This window comes from Paraburkholderia xenovorans, assembly GCF_046030735.1.
Lineage (GTDB): Bacteria > Pseudomonadota > Gammaproteobacteria > Burkholderiales > Burkholderiaceae > Paraburkholderia > Paraburkholderia xenovorans_A.
In genome coordinates this window covers 148754-172507 of sequence record NZ_JAQQBV010000010.1, presented here as the reverse complement: position 1 = coordinate 172507, position 23754 = coordinate 148754, and the positions used below count along the sequence as shown (strand labels likewise).

At 59.0% G+C, this 23754-nt stretch carries 23 protein-coding genes and 1 pseudogene; 8 read left to right on the top strand and 16 right to left on the bottom strand.

Annotated elements, in window-relative coordinates; translation table 11 throughout:
* The first annotated feature begins 192 nt into the window (after positions 1-192).
* From PQQ51_RS12400 to PQQ51_RS12385, 4 genes are all read left to right on the top strand, one after another.
* Positions 193-528, top strand: a complete 336-nt coding sequence (locus tag PQQ51_RS12400) for a DUF4148 domain-containing protein (RefSeq protein WP_408497070.1) — start codon at positions 193-195, stop codon at positions 526-528.
* Positions 529-735: 207 nt separating this feature from the next.
* On the top strand, positions 736-1593 hold the full coding sequence (locus PQQ51_RS12395; RefSeq protein ID WP_408497069.1) for an NmrA family NAD(P)-binding protein: 858 nt from the start codon (positions 736-738) through the stop codon (positions 1591-1593).
* A gap of 112 nt (positions 1594-1705) precedes the next feature.
* Positions 1706-2527 carry an aldo/keto reductase gene (locus PQQ51_RS12390; protein ID WP_408497068.1) on the top strand — a complete coding sequence of 274 codons (822 nt, stop codon included), beginning with the start codon at positions 1706-1708 and terminating at the stop codon, positions 2525-2527.
* 166 nt (positions 2528-2693) lie between these two features.
* Positions 2694-3599, top strand: coding sequence for a LysR family transcriptional regulator (locus tag PQQ51_RS12385; RefSeq protein ID WP_408497067.1), 906 nt, complete (start codon positions 2694-2696; stop codon positions 3597-3599).
* On the opposite strand, the gene PQQ51_RS12380 is transcribed toward PQQ51_RS12385, so the two are convergent.
* The 3 genes from PQQ51_RS12380 to PQQ51_RS12370 are packed head-to-tail and all read right to left on the bottom strand — an operon-like array spanning position 3596 to position 5222.
* A complete protein-coding gene (locus PQQ51_RS12380; RefSeq protein ID WP_408497066.1) occupies positions 3596-4120 on the bottom strand; it encodes an SLOG cluster 4 domain-containing protein in 525 nt (174 codons plus the stop codon). The two genes, PQQ51_RS12385 and PQQ51_RS12380, sit on opposite strands and share 4 nt — an antisense overlap.
* Positions 4117-4623: a flavin reductase family protein gene (locus tag PQQ51_RS12375; RefSeq protein WP_408497065.1), complete on the bottom strand. Its 507-nt coding sequence runs from the start codon at positions 4621-4623 to the stop codon at positions 4117-4119. The genes PQQ51_RS12380 and PQQ51_RS12375 overlap by 4 nt, the downstream gene beginning before the upstream one ends.
* Before the next feature lie 17 nt (positions 4624-4640).
* Positions 4641-5222 (bottom strand): cyclase family protein, encoded by a 582-nt coding sequence (locus PQQ51_RS12370; RefSeq protein ID WP_408497064.1) that lies wholly within the window; start codon positions 5220-5222, stop codon positions 4641-4643.
* 98 nt (positions 5223-5320) lie between these two features.
* Here PQQ51_RS12370 and PQQ51_RS12365 point away from each other — a divergent pair, with 98 nt between their 5' ends.
* Positions 5321-6082, top strand: a complete 762-nt coding sequence (locus PQQ51_RS12365) for a helix-turn-helix domain-containing protein (RefSeq protein ID WP_408497063.1) — start codon at positions 5321-5323, stop codon at positions 6080-6082.
* A 38-nt stretch (positions 6083-6120) separates the two neighbouring features.
* Here the strand turns inward: PQQ51_RS12365 and PQQ51_RS12360 are convergent.
* The 9 genes and pseudogenes from PQQ51_RS12360 to PQQ51_RS12320 all read right to left on the bottom strand — a co-directional run.
* Positions 6121-6423 (bottom strand): annotated as a pseudogene (locus PQQ51_RS12360) (NADP-dependent malic enzyme); the annotation flags it as partial.
* Positions 6424-6486: 63 nt separating this feature from the next.
* Positions 6487-7173, bottom strand: a complete 687-nt coding sequence (locus tag PQQ51_RS12355) for an orotate phosphoribosyltransferase (protein ID WP_408497062.1) — start codon at positions 7171-7173, stop codon at positions 6487-6489.
* Positions 7174-7205: 32 nt separating this feature from the next.
* Positions 7206-8675: an aspartate ammonia-lyase gene (gene aspA, locus PQQ51_RS12350; RefSeq protein WP_408497061.1), complete on the bottom strand. Its 1470-nt coding sequence runs from the start codon at positions 8673-8675 to the stop codon at positions 7206-7208.
* A 28-nt stretch (positions 8676-8703) separates the two neighbouring features.
* Positions 8704-9759 carry a dihydroorotase gene (gene pyrC / locus PQQ51_RS12345; protein WP_408497060.1) on the bottom strand — a complete coding sequence of 352 codons (1056 nt, stop codon included), beginning with the start codon at positions 9757-9759 and terminating at the stop codon, positions 8704-8706.
* A 27-nt stretch (positions 9760-9786) separates the two neighbouring features.
* Positions 9787-11040: an allantoate amidohydrolase gene (locus PQQ51_RS12340; protein WP_408497059.1), complete on the bottom strand. Its 1254-nt coding sequence runs from the start codon at positions 11038-11040 to the stop codon at positions 9787-9789.
* Between the two features lie 92 nt (positions 11041-11132).
* Positions 11133-12083 carry a dihydroorotate dehydrogenase gene (locus PQQ51_RS12335; protein ID WP_408497058.1) on the bottom strand — a complete coding sequence of 317 codons (951 nt, stop codon included), beginning with the start codon at positions 12081-12083 and terminating at the stop codon, positions 11133-11135.
* Entirely contained in the window at positions 12076-12927 is an 852-nt protein-coding gene (locus tag PQQ51_RS12330; protein ID WP_408497057.1) for a dihydroorotate dehydrogenase electron transfer subunit, read from the bottom strand. The genes PQQ51_RS12335 and PQQ51_RS12330 overlap by 8 nt, the downstream gene beginning before the upstream one ends.
* 70 nt (positions 12928-12997) lie before the next feature.
* Complete coding sequence (locus tag PQQ51_RS12325) at positions 12998-14251, bottom strand: MFS transporter (RefSeq protein ID WP_408497056.1); 1254 nt, start codon at positions 14249-14251, stop codon at positions 12998-13000.
* Positions 14252-14591: 340 nt separating this feature from the next.
* Positions 14592-15653, bottom strand: a complete 1062-nt coding sequence (locus tag PQQ51_RS12320) for a porin (RefSeq protein WP_408497055.1) — start codon at positions 15651-15653, stop codon at positions 14592-14594.
* A gap of 276 nt (positions 15654-15929) precedes the next feature.
* On the opposite strand from PQQ51_RS12320, the gene PQQ51_RS12315 reads away from it, so the two are divergent.
* Positions 15930-16826, top strand: a complete 897-nt coding sequence (locus PQQ51_RS12315) for a helix-turn-helix domain-containing protein (RefSeq protein ID WP_408497117.1) — start codon at positions 15930-15932, stop codon at positions 16824-16826.
* 72 nt (positions 16827-16898) lie between these two features.
* Here the strand turns inward: PQQ51_RS12315 and PQQ51_RS12310 are convergent, their stop codons facing one another.
* Positions 16899-17222, bottom strand: a complete 324-nt coding sequence (locus PQQ51_RS12310; RefSeq protein ID WP_408497054.1) for a hypothetical protein — start codon at positions 17220-17222, stop codon at positions 16899-16901.
* Positions 17223-17291: 69 nt separating this feature from the next.
* Between PQQ51_RS12310 and PQQ51_RS12305 the strand changes: the two genes are divergently transcribed.
* Both PQQ51_RS12305 and PQQ51_RS12300 read left to right on the top strand, forming a co-directional pair.
* On the top strand, positions 17292-17702 hold the full coding sequence (locus PQQ51_RS12305; protein WP_408497053.1) for a BON domain-containing protein: 411 nt from the start codon (positions 17292-17294) through the stop codon (positions 17700-17702).
* Positions 17703-17823: 121 nt separating this feature from the next.
* Entirely contained in the window at positions 17824-18558 is a 735-nt protein-coding gene (locus tag PQQ51_RS12300; RefSeq protein ID WP_408497052.1) for a hypothetical protein, read from the top strand.
* 76 nt (positions 18559-18634) lie between these two features.
* Here the strand turns inward: PQQ51_RS12300 and PQQ51_RS12295 are convergent, their stop codons facing one another.
* From PQQ51_RS12295 to PQQ51_RS12285, 3 genes are read right to left on the bottom strand one after another with little or no spacing between them, the layout of a single operon-like run.
* On the bottom strand, positions 18635-18985 hold the full coding sequence (locus tag PQQ51_RS12295) for a copper-binding protein (protein ID WP_408497051.1): 351 nt from the start codon (positions 18983-18985) through the stop codon (positions 18635-18637).
* Positions 18982-22200 carry an efflux RND transporter permease subunit gene (locus PQQ51_RS12290; RefSeq protein WP_408497050.1) on the bottom strand — a complete coding sequence of 1073 codons (3219 nt, stop codon included), beginning with the start codon at positions 22198-22200 and terminating at the stop codon, positions 18982-18984. Before PQQ51_RS12290 ends, PQQ51_RS12295 begins: the two co-directional genes overlap by 4 nt.
* Positions 22197-23750: an efflux RND transporter periplasmic adaptor subunit gene (locus PQQ51_RS12285; protein WP_408497049.1), complete on the bottom strand. Its 1554-nt coding sequence runs from the start codon at positions 23748-23750 to the stop codon at positions 22197-22199. Before PQQ51_RS12285 ends, PQQ51_RS12290 begins: the two co-directional genes overlap by 4 nt.
* Positions 23751-23754 lie beyond the last annotated feature (4 nt).

Genomic DNA, 23754 nt, shown 5'->3' with positions numbered 1-23754 from the left:
CCGCCGAGGCATTGATCAGTGGCTTTGGCGAACGGATTCTGACGGGATGGCACGACTTCCCAGCAATGCTCTTCATGATCATTTGGCATTAGTGAGATTACCTCGATGCTATTTAAGATTTATCTCCCTTTGTCCAGAATTCATACCGAACCCTACGTTGTTCTCTTAACCGAACCCCAAAGGAAACTTGCCATGAACCTCCGCCAACTCACACTCGTCGTTGCCACTGCTCTCGCCGTTCCGTTTGCCGGCCAGGTCCACGCACAATCTTCCACCGTAACCCGTACCCAGGTGCGCGACGACCTCGTACAGTTCGAAAAGGCCGGTTATCGCCCAGGCAATAACGATCTTTACTACCCGCGCGATATCCAGGCGGCAGAAGCCAGGATCGCTGCCACAAACGGCTCGCCGGCCAACGCGGACTCCGGCGTCGGCAGTGCCACCTCCGGGACGTCCGCCTCCGGGACGTCCGCCTCCGGCGCTCGCAGCGTCAGCAGCAGCACCAATGCGTTGTACTCACGTCACTGATTCCCGGCTCGCCGCCTGACGTGCGCCCCTCTTGCCTCTTGAATCCACACCGTTGCGAATTAATTAAACTGCCTCGTCTATTGATGACACTTAGTCATATGACTTCTGACACGCCGGATATTCATCTGGCAGGTGGTTGCGCTTAAGCTCAACCACGCTATATCCGCGGCCCCAACAGGTTCGATACCGTTTAAAGGACTAAATCAAATGTATGCAATTACAGGAATTACAGGGAAAGTCGGCGGTGTCGTCGCCCGATCGCTTTTGAAAGCAGGACTGCCGGTTCGAGCCGTTCTCCGGGACGCCGCGAAAAGCAGGCAGTGGGCAGAGCTCGGTTGCGAGATCGCCATTGCGGAAATCGGCGATGCCGATGCGCTTACGAAGGCCTTTGAGGGTGCCGACGGCGTGTTCCTGATGACACCTCCGAACTACGATCCCCAGCCGGGCTTCCCGCAAACGCAAGCTAATGCTGTTGCGATCAGGAAAGCGCTGGAGACCGCACAGCCGAAACGGGTAGTTTTTCTGTCGACCGTCGGTGCGCATGTCACGGAGCCGAACCTGCTCAATAACTCCAGAATGACTGAAGAGATGCTTCGCACGCTGGATATTCCGGTGTGCATGCTCCGCGCGGCCTGGTTCATGGAGAACGCAGCATGGGATGTAGATGCGGCACGCACCGGCGCGATTCCCTGCTTCCTGCAACCTCAAGACCATCCCATACCGATGGTGGCCGCCGACGACATTGGACGCAACGCGGCTGAACTTCTGCGTGACGAATGGACCGGGGCGCGAATTGTCGAACTGGAGGGGCCTGCGCGCTATTGCGCAAACGACATCGCGTCCGGATTCAGCGCCGCACTGGGTCTTCCTGTGCACATGGTGCCGGTGCCGCGCGATACGTGGGAGACGTTGTTTCGCTCCCAAGGCATGCAATATCCGATGCCACGTATCCGGATGATCGATGGGTTCAATGAGGGTTGGATTGACTTCGAGGGCGGTGCGGGTATCGAACACCGTAAAGGCCAGATTCCTCTCGACGATGTCCTCAAAGGACTCGTCGCGTAATCAGGCATGTTCTCCGACCGGCAACAACAAGCTGTGAGCAGTTGCCGCGTCTGACGATCTATCGATCCTCAATACATTGCAGTCAATTTTAGACATCAGCCAGGGAAAAATTGTGGACACAGTTCAAACACAAGGTTTGACGATACCCCGCCTCGGATTCGGCACGTTCCGTATGCCCGGCAACGAATGCCAACCTGTTGTGGAAAGTGCATTGGAACTCGGCTATCGGCACATCGATACCGCAGAAATGTATCAGAACGAGGGGGCAGTAGGCGCGGCTATTGCAGCGTCAGGAATAGCACGTTCTGCTCTTCACATCACAACAAAGGTCTGGCACGAGCATCTCGCACCCGATGCCATCCGCCGATCGCTCGGCGTCAGTCTCGAGAAACTAGGCGTCGATTTCGTAGACCTGTACATGATTCATTGGCCGTCGACCAATATGGATTTGCCGGCAGTCATTGAAACCATTCAGCAACTGCAAGAAGAAGGGCTTACGCGAGCGATCGGCGTATGCAACTTCAACATGCAGCTTCTGAAAATCGTCGTAGAAGATATCGGCACTTCTATTGCCTGTCATCAGGTGGAATATCACCCGTTCCTTGAACAGGACGCAATGCTTGCGTACCTGCGCGCCCGGGATATTCCATTGGTGGCCTATGCACCGCTTGCACAGGGTCGCGCAGCAACTGATCCTGTTCTCTCGCGCATCGGCGTGAAGCACGGCGCTACTGCGGCCCAGGTCGCGATTGCGTGGTTGCTCGATCAGCCCGGCGTCGTGGCTATTCCAAAGGCTCAACGGCGAGAGAGTCAGCTAGCAAACCTCGATGCACTCAGGATCCGTCTGGATGATTCCGACAGAGCGACGATTGCGGCTCTACCGAAGAATCAGCGGTTTGTGAACCCGCCGTTCGCACCACAGTGGGATGCGTGACGCGTTCGTCATAACCGTGATTACCGTTGTTCGGGCTGGGCATTCATTGTGCAAAGACGCAGCCAATGCCCAGCCCAAAGTCAGGAGGGTGCAGTGGCAACGAATCTGTCAATTGGAGGGCCGCCTGTTGGCTCGACATCACAGATACCTAAGTTCACCGACAACCATGGTCTTCGATACACGTCTTTTGAATGGTATTGGCGTTCTTGCTGCCGTAGCCGAGAGCGGCAGCTTCGTGCAAGCCGCAGAAGCGCTCGATGTAACCGCCTCAGCGATCAGTCGCGCAATCGCCCGGATGGAACGGCGCATTGGAATACGGCTATTCGATCGCACGTCCCGCACGGTCAAGCTAACCGACGAGGGACAACGCTTCTACCAGCGCGTCGCGCCACTGCTAGCCGAAATGGAAGATGCGGCGACCGAGACCGCAGGGTCATCCATTACGGTCCGGGGTCGATTGCGCGTCAATGTAGACCCGTGGTTTGCCCGCTTCGTACTCGCGCCTAAACTTGAGAAGTTTTTGTCGGCGCAACAATCGCTTCAGGTCGACCTGATAGTCCGGGACAGGCTCGGGGATTTGATCGCGGAAGGTTTCGACGCGGCGGTGCGCTTCGGCACACCTGACGCGTCGTCTCTTGTCGCACGGCCGCTTTTGAAAACCCGCATTCTGACCTGCAGTTCCGCTCGCTATCTCGCGCGGCACGGCCGGCCGGCTCATCCACTGGAGCTTGCCGACGGCCGATACGAATGCCTGCTATTCCGCGACCCGTCGACCGGCCAGCCGTTTCCGTGGGAATTCCATCGCGACGGCGAAGTGCTGACCGTACCCGTATCGGGGCGGTTGACCGTAAATGATCTCGCTACGAAGTTGAGTGTGTGCGCGGCGGGTCTCGGCATCACACAAACGATGGAACTCGGCGCACACCAATGGCTCGACGACGGCAGCCTTGTCGAACTGTTTCCGGAATGGGCTCAGGAACAACTGCCGCTTTATATCTATTACCCGTCCCGCCGGTTAATGTCGGCAAAGATGCGAGTATTCATCGATCTACTGACATCGGACCTCGGCTAGAGCAAGTTATTGACGAAGTTCTTCACCTCTTCCAGTGTGCTTACTCGCGGAGCGCCGGCGGGTAGTCTCGCGAGCGCCTCGTGAGTACCGAAACAGACGACCGGTTTCCCCCAGCGAAGGGCGATTTCGATTTCCTGCGCAGTCCCCAACCCTCCTGGAAGTGCGACGATCACGTCGCTGCTGAGAACATTGACATGGTTCCGATTGATCGCATCCACGCTCTGACCCGGCTCCCGACGCGGCAGCGGAGTAACAATGGAAACCTCTACGTACGGATTCGGATACCCTTCCAGCACAACGAAACCCGTCGCTTCATCTGTTCGTGTAGGTACGATCCCGATCGCACGGCCTGCGCGATTTTTCACGTCGGTAAACGCTCGCGAGACCTCTGACATGACTCCGCGACCGCCGCCGGTCAGAAGGTTATGCCCCGCTCTGGCAATCCATTCGCCCAAGGGCTCGGCCAGTTCTCGCCATGGTTGCTGGCCGGATCCCATTACACCTATGGTATTTAATTTCATGCGCTCCCCACTGCGTGATAACACCGATCAAAGTAGATCAGCCCTCGTGCCCGATCCTGCCGATATTTCATATCGATCACCTGCGCCATGATGACGCTGTGCGTTCCGTACTCCAACGCATCCAGAATCCTGCAATCCATGGATGCCAACGCGTGCTGAAGTACCGGTGAACCGGTACGCAACGTTCCCCAGTCTGCGCCGTCGAAACGCTGCTCGAATGGAATTTTCTCGCTGAACCGTCTCGACAAAGGTTCCTGTTCCTCTGCGAGCGTGTTGACGCACAGCACACCGTTCGACAGTATCGGCTCGTGAGACGAAGCCAGACGATTCACGCAGACAAGCAGAATGGGGGGTGAGTCAGTCACACTCGAAACGGCCGAGGCCGTGAAGCCTACCCTGCCGGCCGGCCCCGCGCTCGTAACAATGTGAACAGATGCTCCGACGCGAGACATCGCGTTGCGAAAGCTCGAAGCTACGGGCACCGATGCGATCCCTTGCAGCATGGCTGGTCTCCCCCTGGTTACTTGACGATCGCAGTGACCCGGCACGACAGGCCAGTCGCACCAACCAACCCTGTCCAACCTGTAACGACTTCGAATGGCCGGGCTCCAGCACGCTCGACAAGTTCACCGAGGCGCGCCAGGTTTTCGATCACATAGGTGCCATGTTCCGCACAAACCGAGTCGGCCTGATTGTGTTCGGGCCCGCGCCGCAATCCGGCGAAATCGAGTCCGATGAAAGCCGGCTTTCGTTTGGCAATCGAGTGAATCGACGTCCAGTTCAGTTGCGGATGTTCCTTGAAGTACTCGGGACTACCGTACCGGTATTCAGCCGTTCGTCCCGTATGGAACATGATGAAGTCTCCCTCCGACCAGTCGATGCCGCTTAAAACAGACTCATCAATTTCCGCGTGACTGACACCGCTGACGTCGACAATCCACCCACGTCGGCGACAGTATTCAGCCGGCGGCAGCGCGTGTCCGAAATTCACGTCGAGGTGAGTACCGATATGCCCTTGCGACATGTAGCTGTTCGGATCCTTGCTGGCTTTGCCGATAACCGGGTCGTTCTGGTCGATTGAGAGGGTAAGATCGATGTACATGGACGTCTCCGTCGTTGTTGAAGTCATTACAATGTAATGATTCGTCCAGTCTCTCGCCGACGAACAAAAGACAATCAACGGTTAAAAGTGGACAGGTGATGCGTTTGAAATCCTTAGACATCCCTCATGCGGCATCTTCGATTGTCTGCGTTGTGCGTCACGGGGAAGTTGCGCGAGCGGACCCGCACACTCACGCCTGCGGTCAGCTCATTTATCCGCAACTCGGCGGCGTTCTGGTGGAAACGGAAAACAGCCTCATCCGGCTCGCACCGGATCGTGGGGCCTGGATTCCTGAAGGAGTCGAGCACGGTATCGCTATCGATCGTAGCTTCTGCTACTACAGCTTGTACATCGGGAGCGATTTTCCGATCCACGACAAACCATACGTACTGCCGGTGCGCCCGCTGCTTCGCGAGCTCATCCTTGACGCAGAGAAATGGGGAAAAGACGAGACTAGTGTCGCTCGAGCAAAGGCTCATGTTCTGGTGAACGAGATCCGTCGCGCCAAAGCCATCCCCTCGGCTATTCGCATTCCGGACGACCCTCGCATCGCGGCGATATGCCGGGCAATCGAACGGCACCCAGGCAGCTCAAAGACGATAGACGATTGGGCGCATGAAGCAGGCGTCAGTAGCAAGACTCTGCAGCGGTACTTCAACGCGACTACCGGAACGTCATTCCAGCAATGGAGAAATCAGATCCGAATGGCGAAGGCAGTTGAGATGCATGCGAGCGGTTTGCGGATTATCGACGTGGCGATGGCTGTCGGATACTCGACTGAAGGCGCCTATGCCCAGGCGTTTCGCAAATTCTACGGCTATCCGCCCAGCAGATTGCGTTTTGGCGACATTGAAGATTGAATTGTTTCTGTCCGTTGGCAAGTAAAAGCGCCGGTTCTGAACTTCTTGAACAGGCAGCCCTTGCCTTCCATCACCGGCTTCGCGGCGAGCGGGCCGATATTGCCGAGACCGAGCACGGCGGTGCCGTTCGTGATCACGCCGACCAGGTTACCGCGCGACGTGTACTTCTGCGCGTCGAGCGGTTCGTCGTAGATCGCCATGCACGCGGCGACGACGCCCGGCGAGTACGCCAGCGACAGATCCAGCTGGTTCGACAGTGGTTTGGTGGGCGTGACCGAAATCTTGCCGGGCTTCGGATTCTGGTGGTATGCGAGAGCGCTTTGCTTGAACTGTTCGTCCATGGAGTCTTTGATATAGAGAATTAAACGGGATGTGCACGCGCACTGTGCGGCTCCGGAGCAGGATTAGCCCCGCGTCCAGACGATGCCGCCATGTGCGTGCGACCAGGCGACTGGATCGAGCAGGAACGCCTCCAGTTCGTCGATGGCCCGATCATCCGCGAGGCTCCCGGTCTTTGCCGCGACGAGAACATCGTTCCAGTTGCACAGCGAATGGACGCTCACATCCCAAGGTTTGAGTACTTCGGCTGTTGGGAATACGCCGTACTCGAACAATACAAAAATGTCTTTAAGCTTCGCGCCCGCTTCATTCAGCGCGCGGCAAAATTCCCGTTTCGACTCGGCGGCGGCCATCAGATCGTCGACGAGTAGTACACGCTCACCGCGCTCAATCAAGCCTTCGATCTGTCGCGACGGTCCGAGACCTTTTGCCTGCTTCCGCACATATTGCATCGGCAGGCTGAGGGCGTCGGCGATCCACGCGGCTAGCGCGATACCGCTTGCTTCCGCGCCCACGATCGCGTCGACACCTTCGAGGCAATTCCGGTCACGAAGAAGTTGCAGCCCTTCGCTGACCAGATCGCGTCTCAGCCTCGGAAAAGAGATCAGACGCCGGCAGTCCATATAGACGGGGCTCGTCCAACCGGAGGGCAAACGAAACGGCTCGTCGATGCGAAACTGGACACAACCCGCGTCAATGAGCGCCTGTGCAATCGACGAGGTCAACCCAAGGTCATTGCGTGAAATCGACATACAAAACTCCCTACTCGTTGGCCCACGCGAAATCAGTGCGGGATAGTGTCCTGCCTTACGCCAGTGTCGGCCGTGCCAGACACACTGATGAGATTGCCGTGAACGCGCGGTTTAATGAGTGCATCCGGACGAAGCGCCTCATCGAGTTGCTCGCTAGTCATCAGCCCCCTGCGCAACACAACTTCACGAATCGTCGAGTTATTGATGTGCGCCTCGGACGCAACCGAAGTTGCGTTCTTGTAGCCGATATAGGGATTAAGCGCAGTAGCCAGCGCGAGGGAGCGCTCCAGCGTTTCGCGCAAGTGGTCTGCATTGGCGGTGATGCCGCGAACACATTTGTCAGCAAGCGTCGTGCACGCCGCGGTCAGGTGTTTAAAGCTCCGGAATAGCGCGCTCGCAATGATCGGTTCAAAGGCGTTGAGTTGCAGTTGACCGCCTTCCGCGGCAAACGTAACCGTGATGTCGTTGCCAAACACTTCAAACGCGACCTGGTTCACCACTTCAGGAATGACTGGATTGACCTTGCCCGGCATGATCGACGAGCCTGCCTGCATTGGCGGAAGATTGATCTCGTTCAGGCCGGCTCTCGGCCCGCTCGACAGCAGGCGCAAATCGTTGCATGTCTTCGAGAGTTTGACGGCAATTCGTTTCAGTACGCCGGATATCTGAACGAATGCCCCGCAATCCTGCGTTGCTTCGATCAGGTTCGGCGCGGTTATCAGCTCGATGCCGGTAATCCGGCGCAACGCGTCGCAGGCCTTTTTCGCGTAGTCCGGATGCGCGGTGATACCCGTACCAATGGCTGTTGCTCCGAGATTGATCTCACGAATCAACGCTGAAGCCTCGCGCAGACGCGCGATATCCTCTTCAAGCATTACGGCATACGTCGAGAACTCCTGCCCCAGTGTCATAGGCACTGCGTCCTGTAGTTGCGTGCGGCCTAGCTTGAGTAAGCCAGCGAACTCTTCGGCCTTTTCTTCGAATGCGTCATGAAGACGGCCCATTGCCTCGATCAGATATTCGATCGCAAAGAATGTAGCGATACGCAGTGCGGTCGGATAAACATCATTCGTGCTCTGAGCGAGATTTACATGTTCGTTAGGATGCAGGTGCGCATAGTCGCCCCGCGCATGTCCCATGATTTCCAGTGCGCGATTGCAGATGACTTCGTTGGCGTTCATATTGGTCGAAGTACCGGCGCCACCCTGAATGATGTCGACAACAAACTGATCGTGCAGATGCCCTTCTCGTAACTCGATACACGCTGCGACAATCGCATCGCGCAGTGTGGGTTCGAGCAGTCCGAGTTCAGCGTTCGCCTCCGCTGCGGCCTGCTTGACTGCGGCGAGCGCGATTATCAGATTCGGGAAGGCCGAGATTCTCGTGCCCGAGATTTCAAAATTTTCTTTGGCTCGAAGGGTGTGTACGCCGTAGTAGGCCTCTTGCGGCACCATGCGATCGCCGAGCAAATCGTATTCGACGCGGTGGTTCGGGTGATTCATAGTGTCTCCGACAGTAGTTTCTCTCAGGTTAGCTCGCGCGTTCTTCAGATACGCGCCACGACAGTTCGCCGCCGCCCATGAAGGTTTCAATCGATTTGTTGTCGCCAGGCGAGATGCTGCGCGGCGCATCGTTGCGCTCGCGGGTCAACGTAACGGTTCCTTCGTTCGGCGGCAGTCCGTAGAAGCGTCGGCCGTTCTCGCTGGCGAACGCTTCGAACCGGTCGAGCGCGTTTTCCTGTTCGAACACCGTCAGGTAGGCTTCGAGCGCCGTGGGCGCGCTGAAGATTCCTGCGCAACCGCATGCCGCCTCTTTGGCTCCGCGCTCGTGAGGTGCCGAATCCGTACCCAGGAAGAATGACGACGACCCGGAGGTTGCGACACGGCGTAGAGCAAGACGATGCTGTTCTCGCTTCAGAACAGGCAGGCAGTAGTAGTGCGGACGCAGGCCACCAGTGAACATCGCATTGCGGTTCAACAATAGATGCTGGGGGGTGATCGTCGCGGCCAGCCGCCCGCTCCTGTCCGCATCGACAAAATCGGCCGCCTGCTCGGTCGTGATGTGTTCGAGCACGACTTTCAACGCCGGAAACTTCTCGAGCAACGGCTTGAGCACGTCGTCCAGAAATACCGCTTCCTTGTCGAAAACATCGACGCCCGCCTCCGTACTTTCCCCGTGAATCAACAAAGGCATACCGAGTTCCTGCATCACGTCGAGCACTTTCTCGACCTTGCTCGTACAGGTCACACCGTATTCGGAATGCGTCGTTGCTCCCGCCGGATAGAGTTTCACTGCAGTAAAGACACGCTCGTTGAAACCTCGGCTGATTTCCTCGGGATCGGTGTTGTCGCAGAGGTAGGCCGTCATCAGTGGTTCGAAACTTGCGCCAGCGGGCACAGCCGCCAGAATGCGCTCCCGATAGGCGCGCGCCGCAGCCACAGTCGTGACCGGCGGCTTGAGGTTCGGCATGACGATCGCGCGGCCGAACTGGCGAACGGTATAAGGCAACACGGTACGCAGCGTATTCTCGTCACGCAGGTGTAGGTGCATATCGTCCGGTCGGCGGATGGTGACAGACTGAGCCATGAGAAATCCTCGGATAAAACGCAGGCGTCAGAGATGATCGATGGTGTCTGACAGCACCTGGACACCCAGCAGGAAATCTTCGAGATCCATTGCCTCATGCGGGTTATGCGAGCCGTTTTCGTTACGGATGAATAGCATCCCGCTGGGGATGCCCGCGTTCGCGAATAACGACGCGTCGTGGCCTGCGCCGCTCGGAACCGTTTCGTAGGGCGTGCCGTTCCTGCCGCAAGACTCGGCGAGCGCGGTGCAGATTTTTTCATCCATTACCGCGGGAGCGGACTCCAGCCGACGATCGAAATCGAACCTCACGCTTCGCTCGCGCTCAATCGACGCGCACTCGCTGCGCATCAGCTGGTAAAAGCCTTCAAGGGTTTCGTGGCTCTTACTGCGTGCCTCGAAACTGAAATTGACGGTGCCCGGAATGCGGGAAATGGAATGTTCAGCAGGATCGGTTCCGACGATGCCCGCCGTCACCACGAGGTCGATACCGCGTTCCAGTAGGACTCGCCAATGTTCATCCAGTCGCGTGATAAGTTCAGCGACTGCAAACATCGCGTCGCGACGGAGCCAACGCGGGACTGCGCCCGAATGCCCCGCCTCGCCAACACAGGTCACCCGGTTATGACGCACATTGCCGCGGATACCCGGTACGACGCCGAGAGGAATCCTGCGTGCCACCATGATCGGGCCCTGCTCGATATGCAGTTCGAGATAGGCCTTCGCCTTCTTCTTGTCGAACAATAATTCCTGCGACGCGATGGCAGTCGTATCCGCACCCACCCGTTCCATATAGCTGGACAGCGGCTTGCCGGTCGACCGGTGTTTCAGCTTCAGATCATCGGCGGAAAGTTTCCCGAAGATCGACCCCGAGCCCATGTACGCCTTGCCGAACCATGCGCTTTCCTCGCCGCGAAATGCAATCACACGAAGGGGCGTGGCCGAAGACTGCCCGCGCTGCTTCTGCGTCACCATACACAGCAGGCCCGCGATGATCCCCGCAAGACCATCGAAATTGCCGCCTTGCGGCACCGAATCCAGGTGAGAGCCGACCCAGATGGATGCATCCTGTTCGTGGGTATCCGGAAGACTGAAAATCAGGTTGGCAGCGCGATCTGTTTCGACGTGCAGCCCTTCGTTTTCAGCAAACTGCCGGAGATAGTTCGCGGTCGCGGTTTCGCCTTCGCCATAGCTGTCTCGCGTCACGCCTACGCCGTCGGATGAAATGCCGCGAATGTCGTCGAAGAGCTTCTGAGCGAGTCCGTGAAGGTCGAGTGTTTCCATGATGCCTGTCCATTTGCGCGGTGAGCCGGCAGTTGCCGGCGCTTGCCACCAGCCGCTCAGTCAACACGAGCCGCCAGTTTCCTGTTGAGAATTCAGCCGGATTGCTGCGCGAATCGTAGCCAGTGATCGCTAAGCTGGTGGTCCAACTTCACCTGTCCGACCAGATCACGGATGCTCTCCACGCCCATCTCGTTACAGTAGCCTTCCATCCCGTCGATGATCTTCTGCATGACACCGGGATCACGAAACGAGGCCGTGCCGATCTGTACCGCACTCGCGCCCGCGAGCATGAACTCGACCGCATCTTCCGCGCACTGGATACCGCCGCAGCCAATAATCGGAATGCGGACCGCCCTGTAGCATTGGTGAGTGAGCCGCAGTGCTATCGGTTTGATCGCGGGACCCGACAGGCCGCCCATGACATTGCCCAGCTTCGGCTTGCGGGTACGCACATCAATCGACATACCAAGAACGGTGTTACCCATCACGATCGCGTCTGCGCCAGCGTCTTCTGCCGCGCGCGCCACCGCCGCGATGTTGCTCGCGTTGGGCGTGAGCTTGACCCAGAACGGGTGACGGGTGCGACGGCGGATCGCAGATACTGCCTTGTAGGTCGTCTCCGGCTGCATCGCAAACGCCATACCGTCGGCTTCGAGATTCGGGCAGGATATATTCGCTTCAATCGCGGCGACCTCAGGCAGCGACATCTGTTCGCATGCTTCGGCGAACTCGTCGGCCGTGTCGGCCGAAATCGACACGACAATCGGTGTGTCGAACTTCAGATACGGCGGCAGCACACTCTCGCGGTAGTACTCGAGCCCTTTGCTCGGAATACCGATCGAGTTGAGCATGCCGCTGTATGCGTCGCACACGCGCGGCGTTGGATTGCCTGCACGGGATGTCGGGGATACGCTCTTGATGACCAGCGCGCCGAGACGATTAAGGTCAAGTGCTTCCTGGTATTCGATTGCAAAACAGCCTGACGCCGGCATGACGGGGTTGCGCAGAATCATGTCGCCAACCCGAGCAGTCAAATTAGCCAAATTCCACCTCCCCCACCACTTCGCGAATCGGAAAGACCGGGCCTTCGCGGCAGACGCGAAGAAATTTGCGGTCACCGTCGCAGTCGAACAATCGCACGCACGACAGGCAGACCCCCATACCGCACGCCATACGCTGCTCCATCGCAACCTCGCCGATGATCTGCGGATAATCGCCAAGTACACGCTGCAATAGCATCAGAAGCCGGTGCGAACCGCACGTATAAACAGCATCCGGACGTTGCTCTTCGATCAGTTGGCGAAGCAGTACTTCCATCGCTTCGATCGACGAAGTTCCATCCGCATCGAATACAGCACGCACATCCGCACTCGCACCTCGCAGGAATTCTTTTTCCATAAGATCCGCGGACGAGCGAGCCGACATGACAGCGGTGATGTCGACTGAAGCCTTCGCCGCGTCCCTGATTAGCGGCGCCATCGTTGCAAGGCCCACGCCCCGCGCGATAACAAGGATGCGTCGATACTCAGGACTGAAAGTAAACGTATTGCCGAGTGGCCCGACAATGTCCATGTCGCTGCCTTCCGGCAGAGTCGCCATTGCTTTTGTGCCGACACCCGTAACGTTGTAGAGGAATTCGACGCGGTTATCCTCGGGACCCGCACCGTAGACACTCATCGGTCGCAACAGAAACGGCTCGTGTTCGAGCGTCGTCGGACATTTGAGCTGATAGAACTGACCGGCCCTGGTGATGCGGGCAACAGGTGCATCTGCTTCGAGACGAATGTATTTGTAGCGCTGATTGACCCAGTAGTGCTCTACTACCTTGCAGCGGTATGAAGCAACAGTGGCGACGGCATTTGAGCCGCAGCACGGACTTGCTGACATGATGGTGACTCCACTCTTCAAAAACGTAGCGCGATGCCTCGGGACCGGAGGCTCGCGACAGACAACCTGCTTATTCCAGTTCCTTTCCCTTCAGTTCGGGGATCAGGAAAATCGTGGCAATAATGTCGAGAACGTAGATGCTTGCGAGCAACGCAATAGCAGTCTGAAGGGAATAGGCGGCGGCGATTCCACCAACAACAATCGGGCCAAAACCGCCGACTGCGCGGCCAATGTTGAACAGCACGTTCTGCGCGGTTGCACGCGCGGCAGTCGGGTAGGCTTCGGCCATCAATGCACCGTAGCCACCAATCATCCCGTTCACGAACATGCCCATGACCGCGCCCGCCCAGAGCATCACGCCGGGATCGGAGAGGGTCGAATAGGTGATGACCGTTGCCACCGCACCCGCCTGGAACAGCACGAAGGTCGGCTTACGGCCTATGCGGTCCGCGAGTTGGCCGAAGATATAGACGCCGACCATCATCCCGACAATGGTGACCGAGGTCCAAAGCGCCGACTTCGTCAGACCGAAGCCAAGCGTCCTGGCGAGATAGGTGGGCAGCCAGATCATGATTCCGTAGTAGCCGAAGTTCTGGACCGAGCAGAGGACGATCACACCCAGGCTCGTGCGCGTGGTGCGGGCGTCGGCAATCAGCAGCTTGAATGCGTTCGGCTTTCTGGTCGTGCTGGTTGCGCGAACGAACACTTCTGGCTCATGAAGCCTGTTACGCACGAACCACGCAACGAGAGCCGGAACCACGCCGAGAAGGAACATTCCCCGCCATCCGATATGCGGGAGCAGAGCCGGCGTCAGCAGCGACGCAGCGAGTACACCGGTCTGCCAGCCGAGCGCGACATACGACGTACAACGCGCGCGGAGTTTCGCGGGCCATGCTTCAGCCGCGAGCGCCATACCAATGCCGAATTCGCCACCGAGACCAATACCGGCGATCGTGCGGTACGTCAGCAGATCCCAGAAACCTCGCGCAAAAGCGCAAAGACCGGTGAAGAGCGCAAAGAGAACAATCGTCCACGTCAGCACACGAATTCGGCCGAAGCGATCCGACATCGCGCCAAAGAAAATCCCGCCGCCGACGGCACCGATCAATGTCCACGTCACCAGCGCGCCGGACTGCTGCGTGGACAGATGCAAATCCAGACCGATGGCCGGCAGCATGAAACCGAGAATCAGCAGGTCGAAGCCGTCCATCGCGTAACCGATTGCAGAGCCGGCGAGCGCCTTCCAGGCGTACTTGTCGGGGCGCTCGTCCGAGCCGGCGTTCGACGCCGCACTGCGTCCTACTGTCTTTACATTTGCTTCCATTACTTCCTCCAGGGAGACCAACCTTTGTCGCGGTCCAAGTGGCAGCCAGTTCGGCCACCAGCTTTATTTCATCGCATCCGTCTAAATAAATAGACGATCGACACGACCAAGGACCTTCCGATAGCTCAAAACCAGTGACATACCTTGCGATCGCGCAGGTCACACATGACCAGGGGTTCCAAACCACGTCTAAAGGCTGTTTATCCGACGCCGGAATCTGTCGCTCCGGCTATCTGTCTAAAAATTTAGATTACGTGGTTTCTTTGCGCCATGCAATGTCTACGATCTAAGTGAAAACCCCATGCCCGAAAGAGATAGCGGTACGGGGGACCCTTTTTGCCTAGAAGTTGTGGCGCAGGCCGACACCATAGGTCAGCCCCGTCGACTGGCTCGCATAACGGTCGTATTTGAAGGCCGCGTAAAGGTCCGTGCGCTTCGACACCGGGAGATCGTAGCCGACGGCCCAGGTTGCGCGATGCACATCACCGCTCTGCGGTCCCGTCGATTTCGTGTACGCGAAGTCCGCGAGAACGAAACCGTGGGTAGAAACCGGCACGGAGACGCCGACCTGTTCGGTGTTCGAGTTTGTTTCGCCAAGTCGCGCGTCGTCGCGAATGTTCATGTAACCCAGGAACACCCTCATCACGTTGAAGTTGTACGAGCCGGCGAGCTGGATGGTTTCCTGCGCGCGCAAACCCGGCACCGATGGAAGTGCGGAGCCGATATCGGCCGGTGTATTGCTGAAGTTGATGTACTGGTAGTTCGCGGCCAGCAGCAGCGCGTTCATCTGATACGTCAGGTTGGCGCCCCATTTGTGGGCGCCCGCGTCACCGGCCGTATTGCCGAACCCATAAATTGCCGTACCGCTAAAGCCGCTGATCGTAGGCGACGTATAGGCCACCGCGTTATTCCAGCCCGAATCACCCACGACCCCCTGCGGTCCCAATCCCTTGAACGTATGAAATATCCACGGCGAGAACGTGTACGAGTTGAAGAAAGGGTTGAGATTGATCGTCGAGATATAGAGCGGCGTGGTCAGGCGACCCGCGCGGATCGAACCGTAGGGCATGCCGATACCCACATAGGCATTGCGCGAGAAGAACGAATCGCCGCTGAAGCGACCATAGTTTCCGTTCTGAGAAAGAAAGTAGCTTTCCAGCACGAAGAAAGTCGTATAGCCGCCGCCGAGATCTTCAGTGCCTTTGAGGCCCCAGAACGACGTCGACATCCCCCCTCCCTGCATAACGGCTGCGGCATGACCGCCCGGATTCTTGACAACCCCAACATAGGAGTCGATCAGCCCGTAAAGCTGCACCGACGACTGCGCGTAAGTTGGCGCGCTAAGCGCGGCTGCGCCGAGAAAACAAAGACTCGGCAGAAGCTTTAATTTTGCACCAGGCATGGGAGCCTCTTTTCGTTATCCTGACAATCATCAAAATTTCCGGTCTTCGTATCGCTGTGAGCGCGTGCGGTGACCGGGGCGTTCGTGGGGCGCCACCCAGGGCGCCGGCACAGAACAATCTTGAATTCGTCCAAAAATATCGACAAGTAGTAAAAAATATATAAATCTCTATTTTTACAACAAAAATGGGTCGGTATTTTCCCTGGAACGTCGGATGATCAGGCTGATGGGTTACAATCAGGAAGGTTTTTTATACGAGGAGCGATCGTGGCAGAAGTGGCATTTCGCAGGAACGCGCCTACGTTCGACTTTCTTGCTATTGGCGAGCGCCTGCGCGCGTATCGGCTAGCTCGCGGACTGCGTTCAGACGACATCGCACAGCGCCTGGAAATCTCGCGCGCGGCTGTCTACAACCTTGAACGTGGAGAGATCGTCAAGGTCGAGACTCTGGAACGCCTTGCCGCGCTGCTGGAAGTCACACTGCCGAACCTTCTCGGCGTCGAGTCGGAGTACCACAGCTCGGCGATCAGCTATTTCGAGCGCATGCGACAACTCGAGTCGCGCTCTACACGCATCCTCGCCAACTTCGACCCGATCTCCGTGCTACTGACTTCCGACGAGTACGGTCAGCATCTTCGCGCCATGCTGGAAGAGAGCGTGCCCCACGAACTTCGCGACGAAGAGGCAAACCGCATCGACAGCGACGTGCTGAAGATTCTTTTCGCGCGCCGGAAGGCGTTCGAACAGCAACGGCCGAGCATTCTCAGCCTCATTGGGTTGCGACAGATCGAGCAGTTCCTGCATCACGGTCTGGTTGGACGACTTGGCTTGCCATCAGGAATCCAGCTTGAGCGCAAGCTCGCGGCACGCAAAGAAGTGGCGCACATGATCGACGTGCTCAATAGCGACCCCATCGGCGTACAAGTCGGTATCGTCGCCGACCATCTGCCGAGCGAGACTTTCCAGATTTTCGAAGAACCTGGCGTTCAACACGTGGCGGTCTCGCCGTTCAGACTGGGCGAACTCCCGAACGTGCGAACGGGTATCGCGACCATCACTACCTCACCTGACGCGGTGGCGATGTATCGGGGATTGATTGAACGGCTTTGGGCTGGCGCTGCAAAGGGGCGCGACGGAGCTCGCGCGTTGCAGGCACTGCTGGACGCAAGCTAGTTCGACTGCCGGTGCGCCCCTTTCCCTAACGCACCGACTGACGCAAGAGACATCGTTCCGAGCGCAAACCTCTCAGACGACCATCGTCGGCGCGAGCCTGCCTGCAAATGCGTTCAGCGCTTCGAGGAACGCCGCATCGGACGCCTCACTCGCACTCTTTAGCTTCAACGCATCTTCGCGTAGCTCCGCGATAAATTCGTCAACGACGCTTGTGGACACCGCGGCTCCCTCATGCCGCTCGCAGAATACGGCTGCGCGCTCGGCCAACAGCGCGAGCGCCGCCGATTCACGTCCTGAAGCCGATGCCGCATCCCTCAACTGGACGGCGAATTGGTGGAGATCGCTGAAACCAGCGTGCAACCGTTCAAGCCATGCACTTGCGATGTGGAGATTCATAGCGGGTTCCTCATTTCGTGGGTATGAAGCCCATGAAGACCTGTTTATGTCAGGTCCTGAAAAATCATCATGCGACAATCTAAAAAAAAAGACAAGTATAATTATTTGCGCATCGCCTCGCGCATTCGCGCTTTTGATCACCGATCTTGGGAGTCGTACGTCATGAAGTTGGTTGCACTTTTCAAATTGCTAGCCGCAACAGCCGCAATGGCCGTGGGATGCAGCGCGCTTGCACAATCAAACGTCCCGCAAGCAACGAATGACTCCCGATCGCCGACAGTCCGCCAGGTCCGCGCAGCCATAGCAAGAACGCCCGGCGTTGATATGTCGTCGATGGCCGTGTTCGTACACGGTGACAAGGTTCTCCTGGTGGGTTCTGCGCACACCGCAGACCAGATCGCCCATACCGAGGCGGCAGTCAGCCATGTTCCTGGCGTAACTTCGATCGATAACCGGTTGTTCGTGAAGCCTGAACGTTGACGTGTCAGTCGGGCGATAGGCACGGTTTCCGGGGAAAACGCAGCGGCGCCGGTTGAATGCCAACCGAAAGACTAGGTGACTAGAATCGTGCGGCACCCCAACAACACAAAAACCGCACGCCATGAAAATAATACAGACCACCTTGCTGCTGGTTTCAATGGCTGTTCCGATGCTCTGCCAGGCCGAATCCACACCAGCGCCGGTGCTCAGGCAGGGCGACAGCTGGACCTATATCGACACTGTCGAGACCGCGCCTAACGGCTGGCGTCAGACGCACGACGAGATCGTCGTCACGCGCGCCACATCGGACCACGTGTATTTCGAAACGAAGCAGGCAGGCGCCACTCAGGCCGCCGTCGAGATGATCGCGGGCGCCGACTGGAGCCGCTCGCGAAACGTGAACGGCACCGAAACCGTGGTTAATCAGCCGCTGTCTTTTCCGCTTACGGCCGGCAAAACATGGCAGTTGAAATACACGGAAGCGCATCCGAACGTGAAGCACGATTCGGAATCGATGAATACGCAATTCAAGGTGGTCGGTCCTGAATCCGTGGAAGTGCCCGCGGGCAAATTCCAGGCGATCAAGATCGAAGCGGAAGGCGAATGGACCGCGGTGACTTCGCCCGTGCATGCGGCGACCACCGGCGCCGTGTCCACTCAGAACGGCACGACAGTGGTGGCGCAAACCCGCAACGTCGCGCCGGTTACCGCAACCGGCCGCGTGTATAAGGCATTCTGGTATGTGCCGGAAGTCGGCCGATGGGTGAAGTCCGTCGAAGAGTATTACAGCAGCAACGGCATGCGTACTCAACGCATCTCGACCGAACTCGAATCGTTCAAGGCCGCCGCACAGTAAATCGTTCGCGGACTCGAACAAGCGGGCTGACAATGCGCCGGTCACCATCAGACCGGCGCATTGCAGCAGCGAAGCGTTACTGTTTCTGCAACTTCACAATGGTCGGCGTACCGTCCACGTTCTCGACGCGGACCTTGACCTTCTCGCCCGCCTTCGCCTGATTGACGATCGACGTGTCCTTGGCCTTGTAGGCCATCGTCATCGCCGGCATGCCGATGTTCTTCAGTTCGCCGTGCTGAAGCGTCACCATGCCGGTGGCCGGGTCCACTTTCTTCACGACTGCATCGGTGAGCGCCGCGTTATTCGGCGCCGCGGCCTGCATCGCGCCGCCGCTCATTTTCATACCGGCCATATCGTCCGCCAGCGCCGCGCCGGCGAACGTCACAGCGCTACAAAATCCAGCCGTCAAAATCATCAACTTCTTCATGGGTTTTCTCCAGAGTGAATGTGCGGCACAGGCGTGCCATTGGGTGCTACATGAGTGTCAAACGTGTGTTGCGCGTCTGCTTTCAGCCGAGCGATGCGGCGGCGTTGCAGCAACAGCCAGGCGGCCGGAATGACGAGCATCGACAGCAGCGGCGCGGTCACCATCCCGCCGACCATCGGAGCGGCAATACGCTGCATCACTTCGGATCCCGAACCATGACCGAGCATGATCGGGATCAGGCCCGAGAGGATCACCGCAACGGTCATCGCTTTAGGGCGCACGCGCAGAACCGCGCCCTCGCGGATCGCCTCGACGAGCGTCGCTTCGGTCAATGCCGCACCTTCCGCGAGCCGGCGCTCGAGCGCGCCCTTCAGATACAGCAGCATCACCACACCGAATTCCGCTGCGACGCCCGCTAACGCGATAAATCCGACCGCCGTGGCGACCGACACCGCGTGCCCGAGCATCCAGATCAGCCAGAAGCCGCCCACGAGCGCGAACGGCACCGTCGACATCAACAACAGCGCATCGGCGGCCGAACTGAAGGTCAGGAACAGCAGCACGAAAATGACGACGAGCGTCACCGGAATCACGGTTCGCAGCTTTTCCGCCGCCCGTTCCAGATACTCGAACTGACCGGACCACGCGATCGAATAACCCGGCGGCAACACCACGTGCTGCGCGACCGCGCTCTGCATCGCCCTCACCGCCGATTGCAGATCCGTGCCGCGGATGTCGACGTAGACATACCCGGACAAGCGCGCATTCTCGCTTCGGATCATCGGCGGGCCATCGGAGATCCTGATCGTCGCGACGTCGCCAAGCGTGATCTGCGCGCCGCGCCCGGTTACGACCGGCAACTGACGGATTTTGTCGACGGAATCCCGCACTTCGCGTGGATAGCGAAGGTTGATCGGAAAGCGCTCGCGGCCCGCGATCACCTCGCCGACGTTATCGCCGCCCACCGCGGTCGACACGACCGACTGGATGTCTTTCACCGACAAGCCATAGCGAGCCGCCGCGAGTCGATCGATATCGACGTCGATGTAGTGGCCGCCGTTCAGGCGTTCCGCCAGCGCCGAGCTCACGCCCGGCACGTTTTTCAGCACGGACTCGATCTGCGACGCGATCCTGTCGATCTGCCCAAGATCGGCGCCGGAGATCTTTACGCCGACGGGCGTCTTGATGCCGGTCGACAGCATGTCGAGGCGATTGCGAATCGGCGGCACCCAAACGTTCGACAGCCCCGGAATCTTGACCCGCGCATCCAGTTCGTCCACCAGCTTTTCCGGCGTCATGCCGGGCCGCCATTCGCTGCGCGGCTTGAACTGGATCGTGGTCTCGAACATCTCGAACGGCGCGGGATCGGTCGCGGTGTCGGCGCGTCCCGACTTGCCGAACACGGTCTTCACCTCGGGAACGGTCTTGATCAGGCGATCCGTCTGTTGCAGCAGTTCGGCGGCTTTGTCGGCCGAGATGCCGGGCAACGCAGTGGGCATGTAGAGCAGATCGCCTTCGTCGAGCGGCGGCATGAATTCGCCGCCGAGCCGCGCCACCGGAATCATCGTGACGGCGAGTGCGACGACCGAGAGCCCGATCGCAACCCACGGCCGGCGCAGCGTCGCCTCGAGCAACGGACGGTACAGACGGATCAGCACCCGGTTGAGCGGATTGGCATTTTCATGCGGAATCCGGCCGCGAATCAGATAGCCCATCAAAACGGGCACGAGCGTGACGGACAAGCCGGCGGCAGCCGCGATCGTGTAGGTCTTGGTGAACGCGAGCGGCGCGAACAGTTTGCCTTCCTGACCTTCGAGCGAGAACACCGGAATGAACGACAACGTGATGATCAGCAGCGAAAAAAACAGCGCCGGACCGACCTCGGCAGCGGAACGCGCGATCAACTCCCAGCGTTGCGCGTTCGTGATCGGCGTATCGGGGTGCGTAAGGTCGTACGCTTCCAGATGCTTGTGCGCGTTCTCGATCATCACAATGGCCGCATCGATCATTGCACCGATCGCGATCGCAATCCCGCCTAACGACATCAGGTTCGCATTGACGCCTTGATAACGCATCACGATGAACGCGGTGAGCACGCCGAGCGGCAGCGACAGGATCGCGACGAATGCGCTTCGCAGATGAAACAGAAACACTGCGCACACGAGACCGACGATGACGAACTCCTCGATGAGCTTGTCCTTCAGATTGTCGACAGCGCGTTCGATCAGTTGCGAGCGATCGTAGGTAGTCACGACCTCGACGCCTGCCGGCAGCGACTTCTTCAGCTCGGCAAGCTTCGCCTTGACCGCATCGATGGTGGTCAGCGCGTTCTTTCCCGAACGCATCACGACCACGCCGCCGGCCACCTCGCCCTCGCCGTTCAGTTCGGCAATGCCGCGCCGCGCCTCGGGTCCGATCTGGATACGCGCGACGTCGCCGAGCAACACCGGCGTGCCGGCATCGTTCGTGCGCAGCACGATGTTGCGGAAGTCGTCGAGCGAGTGCAGATAACCCGACGAGCGGACCATGTACTCGGACTCGGCCAGCTCGACCACCGAGCCGCCCGACTCCTGGTTCGCGTTGCCGATCGCCTCCGCGACCGCGCTTTGCGTGATCCCATAAGCGCGCAACCGGTCCGGATCGAGCACGACCTGATACTGCCGCACCATGCCGCCGATGCTCGCCACCTCCGATACGTCCGGCACCGATTTCAGTTCGAACTTCAGAAACCAGTCGTTCAACGCTCGAAGCTGACCGAGATCGTGTTTGCCCGTTCGGTCGACCAGCGCATATTCATAGACCCAACCCACGCCCGTCGCATCGGGCCCGAGCGACACCGTCGCGCCCGGCGGCAAACGGCTCTGCACCTGGTTCAGATATTCGAGCACGCGCGAGCGGGCCCAGTACTGATCCGTTTTATCGTCGAACAGCACATAGACGAACGCATCGCCGAACGACGAATACGCACGGATCGCGGTGGCGCCCGGCACGCCGAGCAGCGTGGTCGTGAGCGGATACGTCACCTGGTCTTCGACGACTTGCGGCGCTTTGCCGGGATACGACGCCTTGATGATCACCTGGGTGTCGGACAGGTCCGGCAGCGCGTCGAGCGGCGTGTGGGTCAGCGAATAAACGCCCCACCCGGCGACGAGAACCGTCGCGAGCAGCACGAGAAAGCGGTTGTATATCGACCAGCGAATCAGGCGAGCAATCATTTCGCGCCTCCGGCCGGTTCGACCCGCGTCAACTGGTAACCGTTGTCGGATTGCCTGAACACGAAATGCACCGACTCGCCGACCTTCGCGTCCGCAAAGGCATCCGGCGACGGTTTGTCGAAGCTCATCGTCATCGCGCCCCAACCCAGCGCCGGCACCGGTTGATGCGAGAACGTGATGTCGTGGGCGGTGACTTTTTCGATCTTGCCGGTGGTTTCGTAGGTTGGCGCGGCGGCCGGTGTGGAACTCGCCATGGAAGCGGGCGCGGGCGCCGCGGGGCCTTCTAGCTTCGGCAACACCGATAGCAGGCTCGCTTCCGAGTCGATCAGGAACTGGCCCGATGCGACCACCTGCTGGCCTTCGGTCAACCCGCTCGTCACCTCGGTGGAGTCGCCGCTATCGTTGCCGACGGCGACCTCGACAGGTTGCAGGCGGCCATCGCCATTCCTGACGATCACGATCGAGCGCTTGCCGGTCGTGATGACCGCTTCGGACGGCACGAGCAACCGCGAGACCGGTTTGACTCCACTGACACGCACGCGCATCAACATGCCGGGCGTCAGCTTCAGGCCGGCGTTATCGATCTCGACGCGCGCTTGCAACGTGCGGCTGTCCGGCGTGATGCCCGGCAGGATTTCGCGGATGTGGCCGTTGAAATGCTGCGAGGCGTCGCCGGTAAAGGTTGCGTCGACCGTCATGCCGGGTCGCGCCTGCAACGCGAGCGACTCCGGTATTTCGACGATCAGCCACAGCTTCGACAGACCCGCGACCTTGGCGAGCGTTTGCCCCGGCGACACCATCGCGCCATCGCGCACGTTGAGTTCCGTCAGCACGCCGGCGTCCTGCGCGAATAGCGTCACATGGGTCTGCACGTTGCCGGTTCGGTCGAGGCTTGCGACGAGTCCGTCCGGAATCGACAGTGCCCGCATCCGTGCGCGTGCCGCGGCGAGCAAACCGGCATCCATGCCGCCGCGCCTGAGCGCCAGATACTCTTCCTGAGGCGACAACCAGTCGGGCACGAACAACGATGCAATCGGCGCGCCCTTCGCGACATGCTGCATCGGCGCACTTGCGTACAGGTGGTCGATATAGCCCGTGACGCGCGACTGGACGACCTGTGCCATCGACTCGTCGAATTGCGTGGTGCCGATCGCATCGAAACCTTCGGCGGTGTCGCGGCGCACCACTGTCGCGTAGCGGATGCCGAGGTTCTGTTGCAGCGTGGCGTCGACCTTGATGCCACCCGAGCCGCCCGAGCCTTCGTCCGCGAAGACCGGTTGCAACTGCATGTTCATGAACGGCGATTTGCCCGGCTTGTCGAAGTGCTGGTTCGGCACCATCGGGTCGTGCCAGTAGAGTACCTTGCGACCCGTCTTCGGATCGACGTTGTTGGCATTGTCGGCATTGTCGGCGGATGCCGATGGGTTCGCAGCCGACGCCATCGGTGCAACGCTTGCCGCACGACGGCTGCCGATCGCATAACCGGCGCCGAGCAATACCGCCGCGGCGAATACCGTAGCGACAGCGCGTACGATGAGTTTCTGATTCATGTTG

What these genes read in the sequence shown, in the direction of transcription:
- PQQ51_RS12400 (WP_408497070.1), top strand. Translation starts at nt 193, where the DNA reads ATGAACCTCCGCCAACTCACACTCGTCGTTGCCACTGCTCTCGCCGTT.
- PQQ51_RS12395 (WP_408497069.1), top strand. Translation starts at nt 736, where the DNA reads ATGTATGCAATTACAGGAATTACAGGGAAAGTCGGCGGTGTCGTCGCC.
- PQQ51_RS12385 (WP_408497067.1), top strand. Translation starts at nt 2,694, where the DNA reads ATGGTCTTCGATACACGTCTTTTGAATGGTATTGGCGTTCTTGCTGCC.
- PQQ51_RS12380 (WP_408497066.1), bottom strand. Translation starts at nt 4,120, where the DNA reads ATGAAATTAAATACCATAGGTGTAATGGGATCCGGCCAGCAACCATGG.
- PQQ51_RS12375 (WP_408497065.1), bottom strand. Translation starts at nt 4,623, where the DNA reads ATGCTGCAAGGGATCGCATCGGTGCCCGTAGCTTCGAGCTTTCGCAAC.
- PQQ51_RS12370 (WP_408497064.1), bottom strand. Translation starts at nt 5,222, where the DNA reads ATGTACATCGATCTTACCCTCTCAATCGACCAGAACGACCCGGTTATC.
- PQQ51_RS12365 (WP_408497063.1), top strand. Translation starts at nt 5,321, where the DNA reads ATGCGTTTGAAATCCTTAGACATCCCTCATGCGGCATCTTCGATTGTC.
- PQQ51_RS12355 (WP_408497062.1), bottom strand. Translation starts at nt 7,173, where the DNA reads ATGTCGATTTCACGCAATGACCTTGGGTTGACCTCGTCGATTGCACAG.
- aspA (WP_408497061.1), bottom strand. Translation starts at nt 8,675, where the DNA reads ATGAATCACCCGAACCACCGCGTCGAATACGATTTGCTCGGCGATCGC.
- pyrC (WP_408497060.1), bottom strand. Translation starts at nt 9,759, where the DNA reads ATGGCTCAGTCTGTCACCATCCGCCGACCGGACGATATGCACCTACAC.
- PQQ51_RS12340 (WP_408497059.1), bottom strand. Translation starts at nt 11,040, where the DNA reads ATGGAAACACTCGACCTTCACGGACTCGCTCAGAAGCTCTTCGACGAC.
- PQQ51_RS12330 (WP_408497057.1), bottom strand. Translation starts at nt 12,927, where the DNA reads ATGTCAGCAAGTCCGTGCTGCGGCTCAAATGCCGTCGCCACTGTTGCT.
- PQQ51_RS12325 (WP_408497056.1), bottom strand. Translation starts at nt 14,251, where the DNA reads ATGGAAGCAAATGTAAAGACAGTAGGACGCAGTGCGGCGTCGAACGCC.
- PQQ51_RS12320 (WP_408497055.1), bottom strand. Translation starts at nt 15,653, where the DNA reads ATGCCTGGTGCAAAATTAAAGCTTCTGCCGAGTCTTTGTTTTCTCGGC.
- PQQ51_RS12310 (WP_408497054.1), bottom strand. Translation starts at nt 17,222, where the DNA reads ATGAATCTCCACATCGCAAGTGCATGGCTTGAACGGTTGCACGCTGGT.
- PQQ51_RS12305 (WP_408497053.1), top strand. Translation starts at nt 17,292, where the DNA reads ATGCGACAATCTAAAAAAAAAGACAAGTATAATTATTTGCGCATCGCC.
- PQQ51_RS12300 (WP_408497052.1), top strand. Translation starts at nt 17,824, where the DNA reads ATGAAAATAATACAGACCACCTTGCTGCTGGTTTCAATGGCTGTTCCG.
- PQQ51_RS12295 (WP_408497051.1), bottom strand. Translation starts at nt 18,985, where the DNA reads ATGAAGAAGTTGATGATTTTGACGGCTGGATTTTGTAGCGCTGTGACG.
- PQQ51_RS12290 (WP_408497050.1), bottom strand. Translation starts at nt 22,200, where the DNA reads ATGATTGCTCGCCTGATTCGCTGGTCGATATACAACCGCTTTCTCGTG.
- PQQ51_RS12285 (WP_408497049.1), bottom strand. Translation starts at nt 23,750, where the DNA reads ATGAATCAGAAACTCATCGTACGCGCTGTCGCTACGGTATTCGCCGCG.